At 63.0% G+C, this 15,020-nt stretch carries 14 protein-coding genes and 1 pseudogene; 7 read left to right on the top strand and 8 right to left on the bottom strand.

Going from position 1 to position 15,020, the window contains the following annotated elements; translation table 11 throughout:
* Positions 1 to 37: 37 nt before the first annotated feature.
* Positions 38 to 1,066: a linear amide C-N hydrolase gene (locus tag ACCD05_RS05255; RefSeq protein ID WP_413391643.1), complete on the bottom strand. Its 1,029-nt coding sequence runs from the start codon at positions 1,064 to 1,066 to the stop codon at positions 38 to 40.
* A gap of 88 nt (positions 1,067 to 1,154) precedes the next feature.
* Positions 1,155 to 1,979, bottom strand: a complete 825-nt coding sequence (locus ACCD05_RS05250; RefSeq protein WP_209233648.1) for a hypothetical protein — start codon at positions 1,977 to 1,979, stop codon at positions 1,155 to 1,157.
* Positions 1,980 to 2,074: 95 nt separating this feature from the next.
* On the opposite strand from ACCD05_RS05250, the gene ACCD05_RS05245 reads away from it, so the two are divergent.
* The 4 genes from ACCD05_RS05245 to ACCD05_RS05230 all read left to right on the top strand — a co-directional run bounded on the left by ACCD05_RS05245 (position 2,075) and on the right by ACCD05_RS05230 (position 3,477).
* Positions 2,075 to 2,236: a hypothetical protein gene (locus ACCD05_RS05245; RefSeq protein WP_413391471.1), complete on the top strand. Its 162-nt coding sequence runs from the start codon at positions 2,075 to 2,077 to the stop codon at positions 2,234 to 2,236.
* On the top strand, positions 2,233 to 2,619 hold the full coding sequence (locus ACCD05_RS05240; RefSeq protein WP_112980509.1) for an acyl-CoA thioesterase: 387 nt from the start codon (positions 2,233 to 2,235) through the stop codon (positions 2,617 to 2,619). The genes ACCD05_RS05245 and ACCD05_RS05240 overlap by 4 nt, the downstream gene beginning before the upstream one ends.
* A gap of 80 nt (positions 2,620 to 2,699) precedes the next feature.
* Positions 2,700 to 3,134 carry an SRPBCC family protein gene (locus tag ACCD05_RS05235; RefSeq protein WP_413391469.1) on the top strand — a complete coding sequence of 145 codons (435 nt, stop codon included), beginning with the start codon at positions 2,700 to 2,702 and terminating at the stop codon, positions 3,132 to 3,134.
* A gap of 4 nt (positions 3,135 to 3,138) precedes the next feature.
* Positions 3,139 to 3,477 (top strand): ArsR/SmtB family transcription factor, encoded by a 339-nt coding sequence (locus ACCD05_RS05230; protein WP_413391641.1) that lies wholly within the window; start codon positions 3,139 to 3,141, stop codon positions 3,475 to 3,477.
* A 24-nt stretch (positions 3,478 to 3,501) separates the two neighbouring features.
* Here the strand turns inward: ACCD05_RS05230 and ACCD05_RS05225 are convergent, their stop codons facing one another.
* The 3 genes from ACCD05_RS05225 to ACCD05_RS05215 all read right to left on the bottom strand — a co-directional run bounded on the left by ACCD05_RS05225 (position 3,502) and on the right by ACCD05_RS05215 (position 6,744).
* Positions 3,502 to 4,674 (bottom strand): DUF1501 domain-containing protein, encoded by a 1,173-nt coding sequence (locus ACCD05_RS05225; protein ID WP_413391467.1) that lies wholly within the window; start codon positions 4,672 to 4,674, stop codon positions 3,502 to 3,504.
* 10 nt (positions 4,675 to 4,684) lie between these two features.
* On the bottom strand, positions 4,685 to 6,262 hold the full coding sequence (locus tag ACCD05_RS05220; RefSeq protein ID WP_413391465.1) for a DUF1800 domain-containing protein: 1,578 nt from the start codon (positions 6,260 to 6,262) through the stop codon (positions 4,685 to 4,687).
* A gap of 128 nt (positions 6,263 to 6,390) precedes the next feature.
* On the bottom strand, positions 6,391 to 6,744 hold the full coding sequence (locus ACCD05_RS05215) for a DMT family protein (RefSeq protein WP_047512340.1): 354 nt from the start codon (positions 6,742 to 6,744) through the stop codon (positions 6,391 to 6,393).
* Between the two features lie 226 nt (positions 6,745 to 6,970).
* On the opposite strand from ACCD05_RS05215, the gene ACCD05_RS05210 reads away from it, so the two are divergent.
* Entirely contained in the window at positions 6,971 to 8,245 is a 1,275-nt protein-coding gene (locus ACCD05_RS05210; protein WP_413391463.1) for an MFS transporter, read from the top strand.
* On the opposite strand, the gene ACCD05_RS05205 is transcribed toward ACCD05_RS05210, so the two are convergent.
* Both ACCD05_RS05205 and ACCD05_RS05200 read right to left on the bottom strand, forming a co-directional pair.
* Positions 8,242 to 9,405 (bottom strand): diguanylate cyclase, encoded by a 1,164-nt coding sequence (locus ACCD05_RS05205; protein ID WP_413391461.1) that lies wholly within the window; start codon positions 9,403 to 9,405, stop codon positions 8,242 to 8,244. The genes ACCD05_RS05210 and ACCD05_RS05205 overlap by 4 nt on opposite strands.
* A 166-nt stretch (positions 9,406 to 9,571) precedes the next feature.
* Positions 9,572 to 10,821 (bottom strand): annotated as a pseudogene (locus tag ACCD05_RS05200) (MFS transporter).
* Positions 10,822 to 11,346: 525 nt separating this feature from the next.
* Here ACCD05_RS05200 and ACCD05_RS05195 point away from each other — a divergent pair.
* Positions 11,347 to 12,771: a Dyp-type peroxidase gene (locus ACCD05_RS05195; protein ID WP_413391459.1), complete on the top strand. Its 1,425-nt coding sequence runs from the start codon at positions 11,347 to 11,349 to the stop codon at positions 12,769 to 12,771.
* Positions 12,772 to 13,003: 232 nt separating this feature from the next.
* On the opposite strand, the gene dusA is transcribed toward ACCD05_RS05195, so the two are convergent.
* Complete coding sequence (gene dusA, locus ACCD05_RS05190; RefSeq protein ID WP_413391457.1) at positions 13,004 to 14,035, bottom strand: tRNA dihydrouridine(20/20a) synthase DusA; 1,032 nt, start codon at positions 14,033 to 14,035, stop codon at positions 13,004 to 13,006.
* Between the two features lie 162 nt (positions 14,036 to 14,197).
* On the opposite strand from dusA, the gene ACCD05_RS05185 reads away from it, so the two are divergent.
* Complete coding sequence (locus ACCD05_RS05185; RefSeq protein WP_413391455.1) at positions 14,198 to 14,911, top strand: fumarylacetoacetate hydrolase family protein; 714 nt, start codon at positions 14,198 to 14,200, stop codon at positions 14,909 to 14,911.
* Positions 14,912 to 15,020 lie beyond the last annotated feature (109 nt).

Raw genomic sequence — 15,020 nt, 5'->3', positions numbered from 1 at the left:
GATCTCAGACGAAGATAAGCCCTGCGCCGCGTGCCTTCTACTCACCCAGGCCAAGAAAGACGAAGGGCTTGGCATCCTTGAATTCCGACGTCGCATTGCCGGAATAGGTATGGTCCTGGCTCTCGCCGAGGTCGAGCCGTTTCACCTTGCCGGTCTCCTTGGCAAAGTCGATCGCCTTCAGGTCGACCCAGAAAGTATTCGGCGTCAGCGCCGACTCGAAGAAGTAGAGCTTGCGCTTGTGATCGAACACGGTGCGCCAACGCGTCGACGAAATGTTCGGCTCCTCCGGCGTGTTGAGACCATAGGGCACCGAGACATTGCGGATGACGCTGAAGACGCTTGCGAGCGCCCGGTTGGGGCTCTCATCCTTGGGGATCGCGTTGACATAGAAGGAGGCGCGCGCGAAGCGGTCGGCCGCCCGGTTGGTGCCGGGCAGCATGACGGTGCCGCCGATCTGCTTCCAATAGGAGTTCAAGGCGAGCTGCTGGTCGAAGATCGGCGAATTGGTCATCACTTGGTACTTGCGATCGTGATGGATGACCTGCTTGCCACCGATATATTCGACGATGGCGCTATCCCCGGTCGCGTCGGACATCGACAGATGCAGCGTCGTCAGCCGGTTCTCGCCGGGCACATTGTCGGTGACAACGGTGAAAGGCTCCTTGCGGAGCGCCTCCACGGCCTCATCGACCGTGGCGAAATTATCGAGCACATACTGCGCCCATGCTGCGATGGTGAGGCCGGGCTTGCTGGACTTGTCGAAGGGCGGATATTCGGATTCGACCAGCCACAAGAGGTTCGCGTTCAACCCCGCCTCGTTCACCCCATCGGTGGTGGATACGTCATAGCCGGTCGCGACGACGCTCCCGTATTTCGAGGTCCAATGAATGGAGTTCGGCCCGGCCTTGCCGCTGCGCTCAGTGCCGCGCGGCAGGATATAGAGATTGGTTGTGATATCGCTCTTCCAGTCCATCGACCGCGCGGTGATGACATTCGCATCGGGGCCGAGATAGACCAGGCGGGTGCAGGCATCGGCGACATCGGCGAAAAGCAGCGCGGACGCGATGACGGCGGTCGCGACCGTGCGAGCGTATGAACGGGATGGACGGCGGTTCGAAGACACGGGGCTTCTCCAATATCGGTGATCGCGGAAGCTAGAAGCGCATGGAAAACCCGATCGCAGGGCCGTGCTGGCTGACGTCCCATTTGAACTTGTTCGCGCCGGTGAAATCGTCGTTTTCGTAATCCTGGTAGAGAAGCCTGTACCCTGCCCTGAGCACGGTCGGATGACCGAGCATCATGGTGCGATAGCCGAGATAGGCCTGCGCATTGACGCTCACCTTCGACCCCACGCCGAAACCGCCGACATCGGCCTCGGCAAACAGGTTCCAGCGTTCGGTGAGATCGGCATTCATCCGCAGGCCGACGAAGGGATCGGTCCAGTCGGAACTCTTCGACGCACGAAGGCCGAAAGCCTCGACATCGGCCTCGAGCTTCGTCCAGCGCACACCGGCCGTCGGCTCGATCGACAGCGTTCGCGGCTTGCCGAACACCGTGTCGCCGCCGAGCACCGCCTCATAGGCCTTGAAGAAGGCGCCAGCCGACAGGGTGGTCGTGGTGATGTCGAGCCCGATCTCGTGTGAGAACACCTGCTCGTCCTGGCTGGTCTTCACATGCTGGCCGTCGAAATAGACGCCCCACTGGCCATTGGTGATCTCGATATTGCCCATGAGAGCGAAATCGAGATGGTCGAAGATATCGGAGAAAGGAACGTCGACATCCGTATCGAAGCCGGCCAGCGACCCGCTGCCATTCAGCGATGCGGCCCACACGTAGGGACTGACGATGACCGCCCACTCGCGCTCCGGCGCGATCCTGCTGTTGTCGAAATCGGCGGCGACGGCCTGCCTTGAAATGAATGGAAGAGCGGAAAACAGCGCAAGGCCCACGGTCGCCACACCCATCGCCAAAAGCCGCATCGAAAGCCCCCATTTTCAATGTCCTACCGCGACATTACTACCGGAGGGCGAAAACTCAAGCGAGATCAGCAGGATTGCTCGCTGACGGCGATCAAATGGCGATTGCTGAGCAGGAAGAGATGTATGGTCGCAAGGGCGCGACACTTTTGCCGGAACGCTCCGATTTCGGTTTTTCAGCCGATACGCTAGGGTCCGCAGGAATCGACCCTGAAACCAGCGTTGAGCAAGAAACTCGCCTTCAAAAGGAGCGCCAATGACCGAAGACCCCAAGCCGAAAGGCACGCTGACCCTGAGGACCATGGCGATGCCCGCCGATGCCAACCCGGCCGGTGACATCTTCGGCGGATGGGTCATGGCGCAGATGGACCTTGCATCGGGCATCTCGGCCGCCGAGCGTGCCAAGGCACGCGTCGTCACCGCCGCCGTCAAGGAAATGGCCTTCGCCCTGCCCGTCAAGATCGGCGACACGCTGTCCATCTACACCGAGATCGAGCGCGTCGGCCGCACCTCGATCACCCTCTGTATCGAGGCCTGGGCGACCCGGGCCCGCTACAACAAGATGGAAAAAGTCACCGCCGGCACCTTCATCATGGTGGCGCTCGACGAGAATGGCCAGCCCAAGCCCGTTCCGGCCGAATAGACCAAACAAGAGAAAGGCAACTTTTCAGTTGCCTTTCTCAGCGAACCGAGCGATAAAAAGGCAACCAGGAGGTTGCCAATATGTCCGATCGCATCGAAAAGACCATTGAACTCAATGCTCCCCTCGCCCGCGTCTGGCAGGCCATCAGCGATTACCGTGAATTCGGCGAATGGTTCCGCGTCAAGATCGACGCGCCCTTCGTCGCCGGAGAGGAAGCCACGGGCAAGATCCTCTATCCCGGCTACGAGCATCTCCGCTGGACCGTCACCGAGGAACCAACGCTGTTTTCCTTCACCTGGCTTCCCTATGCGGTCGATCCGGATAGAGACTATTCCGCCGAGATCCCGACGCTGGTCGAATTCCGGCTGGAGCCGATATCGAAGGGCACCCGGCTGACCATCACCGAATCCGGCTTCGACAAGGTGCCTGAGTACCGCCGCGCCGAGGCCTTCCGCATGAACGACGGCGGATGGGCCGAGCAGATCAAGAACATCAAGGCCCATGTCGAACGCTGAGCAAATGCCGAACCTTGGCGCCACCACGGCCAGCCGAGACGCCGCCGCACTTTTCGCGGCTCTCGGCGACCCCACACGCCTGTCCCTGCTGACAGCGCTGAGCGACGGCCGCCCGTCCTCTATCGCCGGCCTCTCCGGCGGCACTGAGCTGACGCGCCAGGCGGTCACCAAACATCTGACTGTATTGGAAAAAGCCGGCCTCGTCGAAAGCATCAAGGTCGGCCGCGAAAGCCACTACAGCTTCCGCCGTGACCGCATCGACATCATGCGCGCCTATCTCGACGGCGTCTCCCGACAATGGGACGACGCGCTGGAGCGCCTGCGCGCCTTCGTCGAGCGCTGAGCCCGGCGAAACCAGCCAGCCGGCTCAAGCCCGCAGGAACTGCGATCCCTTGTCGAAGGTGACGCCGGGAAATATCTTGGCCGTCAGATCATCGACCGTCACGTCGAACTGCCGATAAAGCATGGCGGCGGCAATCTCGCGCACATCGGCCGTCGGCGCCAGATCGCGCTCATCGAGAAGCTGCTGATCGCCAAGCCCCGGCCAGCGGCCGAGGATGCGACCGCCATTGATCGCGCCACCCGCCAGGACAGCGCAGCCGCCCGTGCCATGGTCGGTGCCTCCGGACCCATTCTCCCGAACCGTCCGGCCGAACTCGGTCATCGCAAGCACCACGGTCTTCGACCAGATATCCGGCCCCAGCGTCGATTTCAGCGTACTGATGGCCTCCGTCAGATCCTGCACCGGACGCTTGAACTGTCCGATCTGGCCGACATGCGTATCCCAGCCGGTAATGGAGAAGCTGGCGATCCGGTAGTCGCCCTTCAGCATGTTGCCGGCAAGGGCCGCCACATCCGCCACCTTCTGTCCGCGCGGCCCGCCGGGTTCGGCTACCATGGATGCGCTGTTGGCGCGCGTCGCCTCCTCCATGGCCTTCGCGAAAGCAGGGTCGCCGGCATAGAGCCGCTGAAGGAACTGCGTCTCGTCGCGGGCCGGCCCGAGATTGGAATCCGACGCCCAGACATCGACGTTGTTGGGCCCAGTCAGGATAAGCTCCGTGGAGGTGTTGACGTCGATCGCCTTGCGCGCATCCGATCGCGGGATGACGGCAAGCGCCCGGTTCAGCCACCCGGTCTTTTCCTCCGAGACATGCTCGCCGCCCGATTCCAGCATGTCCTGGCCGTCGAAATGGCTGCGCTGGTCGCGATAGGGCGTCGACACCGCATGCACGAAGGCGAGCTCGCGGCTTCGCCACAGGGGCATCAGATCGGCTGCCGAAGGATGCAGGCCGAAATGCCCGTCGAGATCGATGAGCCCGGTCTCCGTCGTCAGCGCCAGCGTCGGCCGGAACGCGGCAAAGCCGGCATCGCCATAAGGCTGCACAAGCGCGAGCCCGTCCATCGCCCCGCGCAGCACGATGGTAACGAAGCGCTTGTCGCCCGGCATCGACGCGAAGGTGACGGGAGTAAGTATCGGGGCCGCCGCGAGGCAGCAGGCGGAAGCAAGGAAGCCGCGGCGCGATAGCGTGAAATCGGTCATTTCAAAGCTCCTATCGACGGTTGAACTCGGGAGACGCAAGCGCAAGCATCAGGCCGGTTGTCTTGTTGGGTGCCTGACTGACGACGCGGATCGTGTCGTCGCGCGCGGCATCGCCAAGCGTTGCCTTCAGGAATTCACGGGGATCGAGCCCCTGCCCGAACTGCGCGGTCGCCCGCCGCGCCCAGCCGAGCCGCTCCGCCAGCTGACTGGCCGTGATCCAGGCCGAAAAGCTCTCCTCGAAACCGGCGGGGCTCGGCGGCAACCAGATCGGTTGCCCCATACGCCTGAGCGCGCCCTGCCCGAGCGCCCTCGCCGTCTGCATCGCCTTGCGGCGCTTCACCCTGTCCTCGTCGCCGGGATCGATCATCGACGGCCCGCCGCCAGCGGCGGTGTCTGCGCCCTTCATATCGCCCTTGTCGCCACCAATCATCGCGCCGCCCATATCAGGAGCGCCCGGAGCCATGGCCCCCTGCGCTCCCATGGTCTGCGCATCATCGTCCTGCTGGTTATCCTCGAAAAAGGCGACGACGGTGCCATCGCCAGAGCCCGCATTCAGCGCCCTGAGACCGGCAACGACGAAATCGAACGGCTGACGCGCCTTCGCGCCCTCGTTCGCCCAGGCGGCGGGATGGTCGAGCATGGCGCCGTAGACGGCCCTGAGATCGCCGTCGGTCTTCTTCCACGCACCGGTCATCGCGGCGATCATCCCGTCATCCGGCTGATCGGCAACGAAATGCACCGCCAGCTTGCGACAGATATGCGCGGCCGTCTTCGGATTGGCGGCGAGATCGTCGAGCATGGCGAGATAATCACCCGGCCGCCGCCTGTCGCCACCATAGCTGACGCCGAGAACTTCGTGACGACCGGGCTCGGCGATGTTGGGACGAAACGCCATGTCCATCTCCTGCCGGTCGATCGTCAGCCCCGTCAAAACCATGGCCGCGGCCCGCACATCGGCCTGCGTATAGCCGCTGCCGGCCCCAAGCGTGTGCAGTTCCAGCAATTCGCGTCCGAGGTTTTCGTTGAGCCCCTTCTTCTGCCGCATGCCGCCCTTGGAATCCGGCCCCAGCGATTCCGCCTGGTCGAGATAGATCAGCATCGCCGGATGCTCGGTGGCGCTGCGCAACAGATCGGCGAAGCGCCCGCCGATACGCGGACGGATCGCTTCGGCCTCGTAAAGCGGCACGAGCAGCCGCATCGGCAGGCTCTTGTTGGCGCTGGTGGAGAAATGATTGGTCCAGAAGGTTGAAAGCCGCTCGTGAAAACCGTTCGGCGACATCACCGCCTGCAGCAACCGCGCATTCGCATCCTGCTGGAAAGCCCGCTGCGCCTGCTTTTGCAACACCTTGCGCCGCTCGCGACGCGCCTGGTCATCGTCGCCGCTTTGCCTGAGATCGCGGAGATTGGCCTGCAGATCGGCGATCACCTGATGCCGTTGCTCGATACCGCCGACAGGAAACGAGACTGGTGCCCGCGCATCCGCGTTCACCTGTTTCAACAGGTCGTCCTTGTTCTGCGCCGCCGCCTCGCCCGGCCGAAAACCGTAACCGAAGCGGATCGCCGCCATCGTCGGAAAGGAAAGACTCATGACCTGTCACCTCCATATCCCTGGATGGTGACAGGCTGCGGTCAAAACCGTCGGAAATTGAGGCAGAGCCGTGACATGGACAATTTGTAATTCAAGGACTTACCCGGTCCCATCAGGCGGGATCGCAATCAGCCGCGAAAGATGAAGGACGCCCCGACGGCGATCAGCGCAAATCCGATCGCGTGGTTCCAGGTGAGGCTCTCGCCCAGCCAGAACACCGAGAAGCCGGAGAACACCAGAAGCGTGATCACCTCCTGCATCGTCTTCAGCTGCGCCGTCGAATAGACCGCCGAGCCGATACGATTGGCCGGCACCGCCAGGCAGTATTCGAAGAAGGCGATCGCCCAGCTGACGATGATGGCGACGAAAATCGCCGTTCCCTTGTGCTTGAGATGCCCGTACCAGGCGAATGTCATGAAGACGTTGGAGGCAAGCAGCATGACGATCGGCCAGATGGCCGCGGGGCTGAGGGCAAAGGGCATGTGTGATTCCCGAGAGTTGAAGCTGGCGCCAGCATGTACCGCTGAACGGAAAGGCTTCAAGAGGTCCGACCGCCTCCGCGAAATATATCGTCTGCGAGGCATCAGAACGTCACGCGAACCGGAACATTTCACCGGACAGGCCGTTTGAGGCAGCACCGGAAGCCAGGCAGCCCGAATGATGTCTCTGGCGATCTCGGGTCAACGGGCCCCTTGGCGGAGACATGGCGTGAACTCAGTTTCGAACAGTGGTCTGTCCGGTCGCTCGCTGGTGGCGCTCGCGGTTCTGAATTTCTTCCTCGCCGACGCCCGCGATGGCCTCGGCCCCTTTCTCGATGGCTTCCTGGCGACCCACGGCTGGAGCCCGATGACATTGGGCATCGTGGCAACCCTTGGCGGCGTTCTCGGCCTGATCGCCACGCCGCTGTTCGGCGCTCTCGTCGATGCCTCGCCGCACAAGCGTCTGCTGATCGTCATCCCGGTTACGCTGGTCACGGCAGCAGCACTCTGGACGCTTGCCAGCCCCGGAAATGCCTCGGTTTTCGGCGGCCAGTCGATGACCGCGATCGTCGGCGCGGTGATCGGACCGGCGCTGATGGGACTGACGCTCGGCCTCGTCGGCGAAAGCGCATTCTCGCAACAAGTCGCCCGCAACGAATTCTGGAACCATGCCGGCAACGTCTTCTCGCTCGCCTGCGTCTATGCTGCGACCATAGTCTGGGGGCTGAACGGCGTGATCGGCCTGATGCTCGTCACCGCGCTCGCCGCGATCATCGCGACGCTGGCGATCCGCCCCGATGATATCGACAACGATGTCGCCCGCGGCCTAACCACGGATAAGAACTCGGACGAGAGATTGACCGCAACAGCCAGCCCCTCCGGCTATTCGGTGTTGGCGAACTCGCGTGGTCTCGTGCTGCTCGCGCTGACCTTGCTGGTCTTCCACTTCGGCAATGCGCCGATGAGTCGCCTGATCGCCCAGAACTTCTCCATCCAGCTCGGCACACCCTTTCGCACCACGGCGATTGTCACCGGCGTGTCGCAACTGTCGATGATCGCAATGGCGCTGCTCGCGCCCGTCCTCATCAGACGCTTCGGCCTGGCATCCGTCTTCATCATCGCGCTCTGCGCGCTACCCTTGCGTGGCGCGATCGCCGGCAGCGTGCCGAGCTTCGGCTCGATCTATCCGGTGCAGTTTCTCGATGGGGTCGGCGCCGGCCTGATCGGGATCGCAACGCCGATCGCGGCCGAACGGATTCTCGCCGGCACCGGCCGCTTCAACGTCGGCCTTGGCGCGGTGATGACCGTGCAAGGCATCGGCGCATCGCTGAGCAACGTGGTCGCCGGATGGCTGACCGACCGGGGCGGATATGGCCTCGCCTATTGGGTGCACGGCGGCGTCGCGCTCTTCGCACTGGCGCTGTTCATGCTCGGCCGCGAGGCAATCGCGCCGCGTGCCTCGGCGAAGCTAAGCGACACCGAACCAAAGCTAACGCGAACCTAAGACGCGACATGAATGGCGGGAGCTTCCCGCGCCGGCGTGCCTTCCAGCATCACCCGGTTGCGTCCGGCATCTTTCGCCGCGTAGAGGGCTGCGTCCGCTCGGCCGATCGTTTCGGTCAGCGACGCGTCGCTTGATGCCACGCAGGCGACGCCGAAGCTTGCCGTGATCTTGCCGACACCGGCGACATCGGGCTGTCCGGCCGCCGAGAAGGCAAGCCGGATCGCATTCGCGACCTTGCCGCCATCGGCGAGCTCCGCGCCCGGCAGGAACGCCACGAACTCCTCGCCGCCGAAACGCGCGGCAAAGGCGCCCTCAGGCAGCCGCGCCTTCAATAGCTCAGCGAGACCCGCGATCACGCTGTCGCCGGCGGCGTGGCCGAACGTGTCGTTGATCCGCTTGAAGTGGTCGATGTCGCACAGGAGTATTGCGCCCTTCAGCGCGCCCCGCGCTTTCAGCCGCCTCGCCGTTTCCTCGAAGCCGCGCCGGTTGAGCAGGCCCGTAAGCGAGTCGCTCTCGGCGGCATCGCGGTAGCGCTCGATCGTGTCGAGCGTCGTTGCAGCCAGCGCCGACAGCGCAAAGAGCAGCGCTATGACCGACGCGCCCGCCTGCATGACGAACGCGTAAGTGGAGGCGCCGAAGCTCTCCAAATCGCCCCCAGGCGAGAATATCACCAGCAGGATGGCATTGCGGACGATCGCTTCGAGCACGATCAGCGAGGCCACGCCGAGCAGAATGCGGTCGATCGCCCGGCGCGTGCTGCGCAAGGAGGAGCCGATCGCTAAGATCAGCAAGGCCGAGCAGGCGATATCGCTGATGAGGAGCTCGGCAGGCAGGCTTTCGAGCACGATTACCGAATAGGCGAGTGCCGCATAGGCCACGACGCAAACGCTCAGGCGCAACGTGACACGCGACGGCTGGCTAAAGCGCTTCAGGAGCGCGCCGCTGTAGAAATAGAAAGCGCAGAGAAAAAGCGCGTCGGCGCTGAGCGCCTGAACGGGGATCGGCAGCCAGGAGAAAAACATCGGCACGGAGAAGGCGACGGCAGCGGAGAGAAAACCCGCTGCCCACAGCCCGGCTTCGCGCGATCCGAACCTTGAAACGACGAGGAAGGTGCAGCCGAAGGTCAGCATCATGACCGGAAGCATAAAGGCAAAATTCACTGCGGCACCCATCGAACGATGATGACGAGGCCCGGTGCGCAAACACCGCCTCGATGAAAAGCGCTAGCCACTCAACGTTAACAAAAGCCTACCTGCGGTAGACTACATATCGATCGATACGGGTGCAAGGGGCAGCCCCAGATTGTCAGAGACCGCCCCTTGCCGCTCACGCGCGCAGGGCGCGGTGCGGCTCTCCGGCATCCTCCGAGCCGAAGCGCACATCTTTTTCTCGTAGCCGAACGCCGCCAGCACGGCCACGACAACAGCCACGATGCCGGCGACGATCAAGAGCGCATAGGCGTAATCGCCATTCCAGTGGGCCGCGAGGCCGGATTGGATCGTGGCATTGCCCGATGCCAGCAGATTACCGAGCTGGTAGGCAAATCCCGGAAACGTGCTGCGGACTTCATCCGGCGAAAGCTCGTTGAGATGAACAGGCACGATGCCCCAGGCACCCTGCACGAAGAACTGCATCAGGAAGGCGCCGATCGCGAGCAGCACCGGACCCGGCGCATAAACCCACAGCGGCGCTACCGGGACCGCGATCAGCGCCGCGATAACGATCGCCTTCTTGCGGCCGATCCGCTGCGACAGCGCCCCGAAGAACAGCCCGCCGCAGATCGCGCCGATATTGTAGACGATGGCGATCGCACCCGTGGTGTAGCTGTCGTAGTTGCGCTGTGTCTCGAGGAAGGTCGGATAGAGATCCTGCGTACCGTGGCTGAGGAAATTGAACGCCGTCATCAACAGCACCGACCAGATGAACAGCGGGATGTTTTCTCTCAGCACCGTCAGGAACGGCCGGCGTCCCCGCTCCTGCTGCTTCAGGAAGGCCGGGCTCTCCTCGACGCTGCGGCGGATGTAAAGCACCAGCAGCGCTGGTGCCGCGCCGACGAAGAACATACCGCGCCAACCGATGATGGGAAAGAGCAGGAAAAACACGATCGAGGCCAGGAGATAGCCCGAGGGATAGCCGGCCTGAAGGATGCCGGAGACGATGCCGCGACTCTCCTCCGGCACGGTCTCCATCACCAGCGACGCGCCAACACCCCACTCGCCGCCCATGGCGATGCCATAGAGCGCGCGCAGCACAATGAACATGGTGAGCCCGGTGGAGAAGCCGGTGAGGAATTCGAATATCGAATAGAGCAGCACGTTGACCATCAGCGTGATCCGCCGACCGTATTTGTCCGACGCCAGCCCGAACAGCAGCGCGCCGACGGGGCGCATGGCCAGCGTCAGCAGGATCGCCACCGAGACGGCCGGAACGTCGGTTTTGAATTCCGCGGCGATATATTTGAGAACGAAGACGAGTATGAAGAAATCGAAGGCATCGAGCGTCCAGCCGAGATAGCTGGCGATAACGGTATTGCGCTGCTGCGGCGTCAGCCGGCGCAGGCTTTCCAATGCGGACATAACGGATCCTCCGTCCGAAAGCGGCGGCGAAGCGGGGCAAATCCGGATGCCGTCGAAGAGAGGGATCGCCCTGATATGGGCGGGGTGGAGCTGTGACAGGCAGCGTTCTCGAAACGTCAGCAACGCTGCCCTTGTTCCATCACGTTTGTCGTGATCGCGCCTTGCCCATGGATGGTCTTGTCGGCGCCACACGCAACCGTTTGAGAAGCGACCACCAAAGGGCGAGCGTTTCATTCTGGCGCAAAAATTCCGGCCAAGTACCTGCTTCTAAATAGCTATTGCGATTATTAGCAAAATGTGAGATATAAATGTCAGGTTGCATATGCAACCATAAAAAGCAAGCACAGATAGATTTCATCCATACCGGCAATGCGCCCGCCAGTCTCTGGCGGCGATGATACCGCTTGCGAAAAATCGATGATTTTAGACCTGAGCAAGACAACAGCAGATCAACCGTCGGTCTGAGCAGTTCCAGCCATGCGCATGAAGACATCCTAGGCCGACCAGCCCCGAGGAGGAGGAGCCATGCCTTTCGATCTGACCCAACCGCTTTCATGGGAGAGCGCTGCGGGAGACGCCGCCGTAATGCTCGACGAGCTTCAACCGAACATCGTCAAGGCCCACACCCGCGAATTCCTGACCATCCTGTTCCTGAAGTTTACCGACCCCGCTGGCGGCCGCGCGCTATTGAAGGCGCTGTCGCAGCCACCGACAGGCACGCCGCTCCTGAAATCGGCGAAAACCCACCTGCAGGAGGTCAAGACCTTCAAGGCGACGGGCACCAAGGGCACGCCCTATGTCAGCGTCGGCCTCACCGGCGATGGCTACGCGGCGCTGCAGATCCCCGCCCCGAAGATCCCGCCGGACACCTCGTTCCGCTCCGGCATGAAGAACGCCGGCCTGAATGACCCGGCACCCGCGAGTTGGGAGCCACATTTCCGCGACGTGATCCACGCCGTCATCCTCGTCGGAGACCAGATGTCCGGCCCACGCAACAAGGCGCTGACGGCGGTGCGTCACCTGATCCAGGCATGCCACGGCGTCCATATTCTCGGCGAGGAAAAGGGCCACGGCCTGCACAACAGCAATGGCGACGGCATCGAGCACTTCGGCTATGTCGACGGCCGCAGCCAGCCGCTGTTCCTGACCGAGGATATCGACGACGAACGCCTGACGGCCGACGGCGCCACCAACTGGGACCCGGCCTTTGCGCTGAACCGCGTGATCGTGCCCGATACCGCCGCCCCCGATCCGGCTAGGCATTTCGGCAGCTACTTCGTCTTCCGCAAGCTCGAGCAGAACGTCAAGCAGTTCAAGAAGCAGGAAAAAGCCTTGGCCAAACGGCTGCATCTTAAGGGCGACGATGCCGAGCGAGCAGGCGCCATGCTGGTCGGCCGCTTCGAGGACGGCACGCCGCTCACCACCCAGTTCGCAGACGGCAACCACCACCCGGTGCCCAACGACTTCGATTATGACAGCGATCCCAACGGCGCCAAATGTCCGTTCTTCGCCCATATCCGCAAGGTCAACCCGCGCGGTTCCGGCGGCTTCGAGCCCGTCGACGGCGAACGCCTGCACATCATGGCGCGGCGCGGCCAGACCTATGGCGTGCGCACCGACCAGCCAAACGACGGCCGCATCGAAAACAAGCCGAGCAAGGATGTCGGCCTGCTGTTCATGGCCTTCAACGCCGATATCGCCGAGCAGTTCGAGTTCGCGCAATCGACCTGGGCCAACAACCCCGGCTTCCCCCGCGTCCCCCCAGGCGCCGGCGCCCCGGGCCTCGACCTCGTGATCGGCCAAAGCCCCAACCCGCGCCCCGACATCCACTGTCCGGTCGAATGGGGCGGCACGACCACCGCGACCACGACCGCGACACCGCAGGCGGTGACGATGAAGGGTGGGGAGTATTTTTTCATGCCGTCGTTGGCGTTTTGTCGGAGTTTGTAGGGCGGCGTTGGCATTTCATGAGAGGGGTTTGTGCCGCGTGGCGCCCCCCTCTGCCCTGCCGGGCATCTCCCCCACAGGTGGGGAGATTGGCTAGGGGCAGCCGCTCGCTCAACTCTCATTGCTTGGGGATGCCGTCACCACGACTCGATCTCCCCCCTTGTGGGGGAGATGTCCGGCAGGACAGAGGGGGGTATCCCACGGCACCACGCTCAAAAACGCAGGCAGTCAAACCTCAAGCGCTAACCGCATCCTCCACCGCACCGGAAAAATCCACCGCCGCGAAAGCCGCCGCAATCACCTCCGGCCCGGCCCCGGCCTTCACCGCATCGGTCGACAATATCTGCCGGTACCGCCGCGCCCCGGGCAAGCCCGTAAACAGCCCAACCATATGCCGCGCCACCTGCTGCAACCGCCCACCATCGGCGATATGCCGCGCCGCGTAATCCATCATCCGGTTGCGCAGAAGCTCCCAGTCGAAGGCCTGAGCGTCCGCCCCGAAGAAGCGATGGTCGACATCGGCAAGCACGCCGGCATTCTGATAGGCCGCCCGCCCGAGCATGACGCCGTCGACATGCCGCAGATGCTCTTCCGCCTGATCCAGCGTCTGGATGCCGCCATTGATGCCGATGAACACATCCGGCCGCGCCTGCTTGGTGCGGTAGACGATGTCGTAATCGAGCGGCGGGATTTCGCGGTTTTCCTTCGGCGACAAGCCTTTCAGCCAGGCCTTGCGGGCATGGATCCAGATCGCGTCGGCACCGGCATCCAGCACCCGGTCGAGAAGATCGGGCAAGGCCTTTTCAGGCTCCTGCTCATCCACCCCGATCCGGCACTTCACGGTAACCGGCACAGACGACACTTTCTTCATCGCCCTGATGCAATCCGCGACCACATCCGGCGTCAGCATCAGGCAGGCCCCGAAGGTGCCCGATTGCACCCGGTCCGAGGGGCAGCCGACATTGAGATTGATCTCGTCGTAGCCGTAAGGCGCCGCGATCTCCACCGCCTTCACCAGCTTCTCCGGATCAGACCCGCCAAGCTGCAGCGCCACCGGATGCTCGGCGGCGTCGAAGGACAGCAACCGCTCCCGCGGCCCATGGATGATCGCATCGGCGACGACCATCTCCGTGTAGAGCAGCGCGTTGCGGCTGATCTGCCGGTGGAAGTAACGGCAATGCCTATCGGTCCAGTCGATCATCGGCGCGACCGCGAAGACCGGCCGCTTCGTTTCGAGCGCCTGTTTGTAGAAATGCGATGTTGTCATGCCGCGCTCATAGCGCAAAGCGCGCGAAAACGCCAGTTTCCCCATGCAGGGCAGCAATGCCGGAACAGGCGTACCGCAAGACTGCCTTCCACGCTTCCCCCAGCTTCGCTTTTGCGGCTAAGATGGTCGGACTCACGAAAACAGCAAGAGCATCCCCGTCCCATGTCCCTCTCCTCTTCCGCCCCGGCCGCCGGCACCGTCATTCCGCTTCCCGCGCCCGTCCTCCTCCCCGTCGACGGCACCACCGATCGCTTTCCGGTGCGCCGCGTCTATTGCGTCGGCCGCAATTACGCCGACCATGCCATCGAGATGGGACACGACCCGAGCCGCGAGCCGCCCTTCTTCTTCCAGAAGAACGCCGATAATCTGCTCGCCGACGGCAAGGACTTCCCCTACCCGCCGCTGTCGAACGACGTCCATTTCGAGGTCGAATGCGTGCTGGCGCTGAAATCGGGCGGTAAGGATATCGCGCTCGAGAACGCGCTCGATTGCGTCTACGGCTATGCCGTCGGCATCGATTTCACCCGCCGCGACCTGCAGGCCGAAGCCAAGAAGCTCGGCCGCCCGTGGGAGCTGGCGAAAGCCTTCGAACATTCCGCCCCGGTCTCGGCGATCGTGCCGGCCGCAAAGCTCGGCCACCCCGATGCCGGTCGCGTCTGGCTCGATCTCAACGGCAAGCGCGTGCAGGATGGCGATCTCAACCAGATGATCTGGAAGGTGCCTGAAATCATCGCCGAACTCTCGAAGCTGTTCGAACTCGCCCCCGGCGACGTGATCATGACCGGCACGCCGGCGGGCGTCGGCGCGGTGAAGCGCGGTGATCATATCGATTGCGGCATCGACGGCATCGCCAAGCTGTCGATCAACGTCGCCTAGAGCAATTCCAGCAAAAGTGCAGCGCGGTTTTGCGTCCGGAATTGCGTAACAAAGAGATAGAGCATTTTTGCCTTTCGAAGAAAGGCGGAAACGCTCTTAGGGAGGAATG

This window comes from Rhizobium sp. Rhizsp42 (assembly GCF_047304155.1).
In the GTDB taxonomy this organism is placed as follows: Bacteria; Pseudomonadota; Alphaproteobacteria; order Rhizobiales; family Rhizobiaceae; genus Rhizobium.
The sequence above is the reverse complement of the archived record's forward strand: the minus strand, read 5'-3'. Positions and strand labels throughout refer to the sequence as shown.

Coding starts and splice junctions, on each gene's coding strand:
- ACCD05_RS05220 (WP_413391465.1), bottom strand. CDS start 6,262: ATGAGTCTTTCCTTTCCGACGATGGCGGCGATCCGCTTCGGTTACGGT.
- ACCD05_RS05215 (WP_047512340.1), bottom strand. CDS start 6,744: ATGCCCTTTGCCCTCAGCCCCGCGGCCATCTGGCCGATCGTCATGCTG.
- ACCD05_RS05185 (WP_413391455.1), top strand. CDS start 14,198: ATGTCCCTCTCCTCTTCCGCCCCGGCCGCCGGCACCGTCATTCCGCTT.
- dusA (WP_413391457.1), bottom strand. CDS start 14,035: ATGACAACATCGCATTTCTACAAACAGGCGCTCGAAACGAAGCGGCCG.
- ACCD05_RS05235 (WP_413391469.1), top strand. CDS start 2,700: ATGTCCGATCGCATCGAAAAGACCATTGAACTCAATGCTCCCCTCGCC.
- ACCD05_RS05195 (WP_413391459.1), top strand. CDS start 11,347: ATGCCTTTCGATCTGACCCAACCGCTTTCATGGGAGAGCGCTGCGGGA.
- ACCD05_RS05230 (WP_413391641.1), top strand. CDS start 3,139: ATGCCGAACCTTGGCGCCACCACGGCCAGCCGAGACGCCGCCGCACTT.
- ACCD05_RS05250 (WP_209233648.1), bottom strand. CDS start 1,979: ATGCGGCTTTTGGCGATGGGTGTGGCGACCGTGGGCCTTGCGCTGTTT.
- ACCD05_RS05240 (WP_112980509.1), top strand. CDS start 2,233: ATGACCGAAGACCCCAAGCCGAAAGGCACGCTGACCCTGAGGACCATG.
- ACCD05_RS05225 (WP_413391467.1), bottom strand. CDS start 4,674: ATGACCGATTTCACGCTATCGCGCCGCGGCTTCCTTGCTTCCGCCTGC.
- ACCD05_RS05245 (WP_413391471.1), top strand. CDS start 2,075: ATGGCGATTGCTGAGCAGGAAGAGATGTATGGTCGCAAGGGCGCGACA.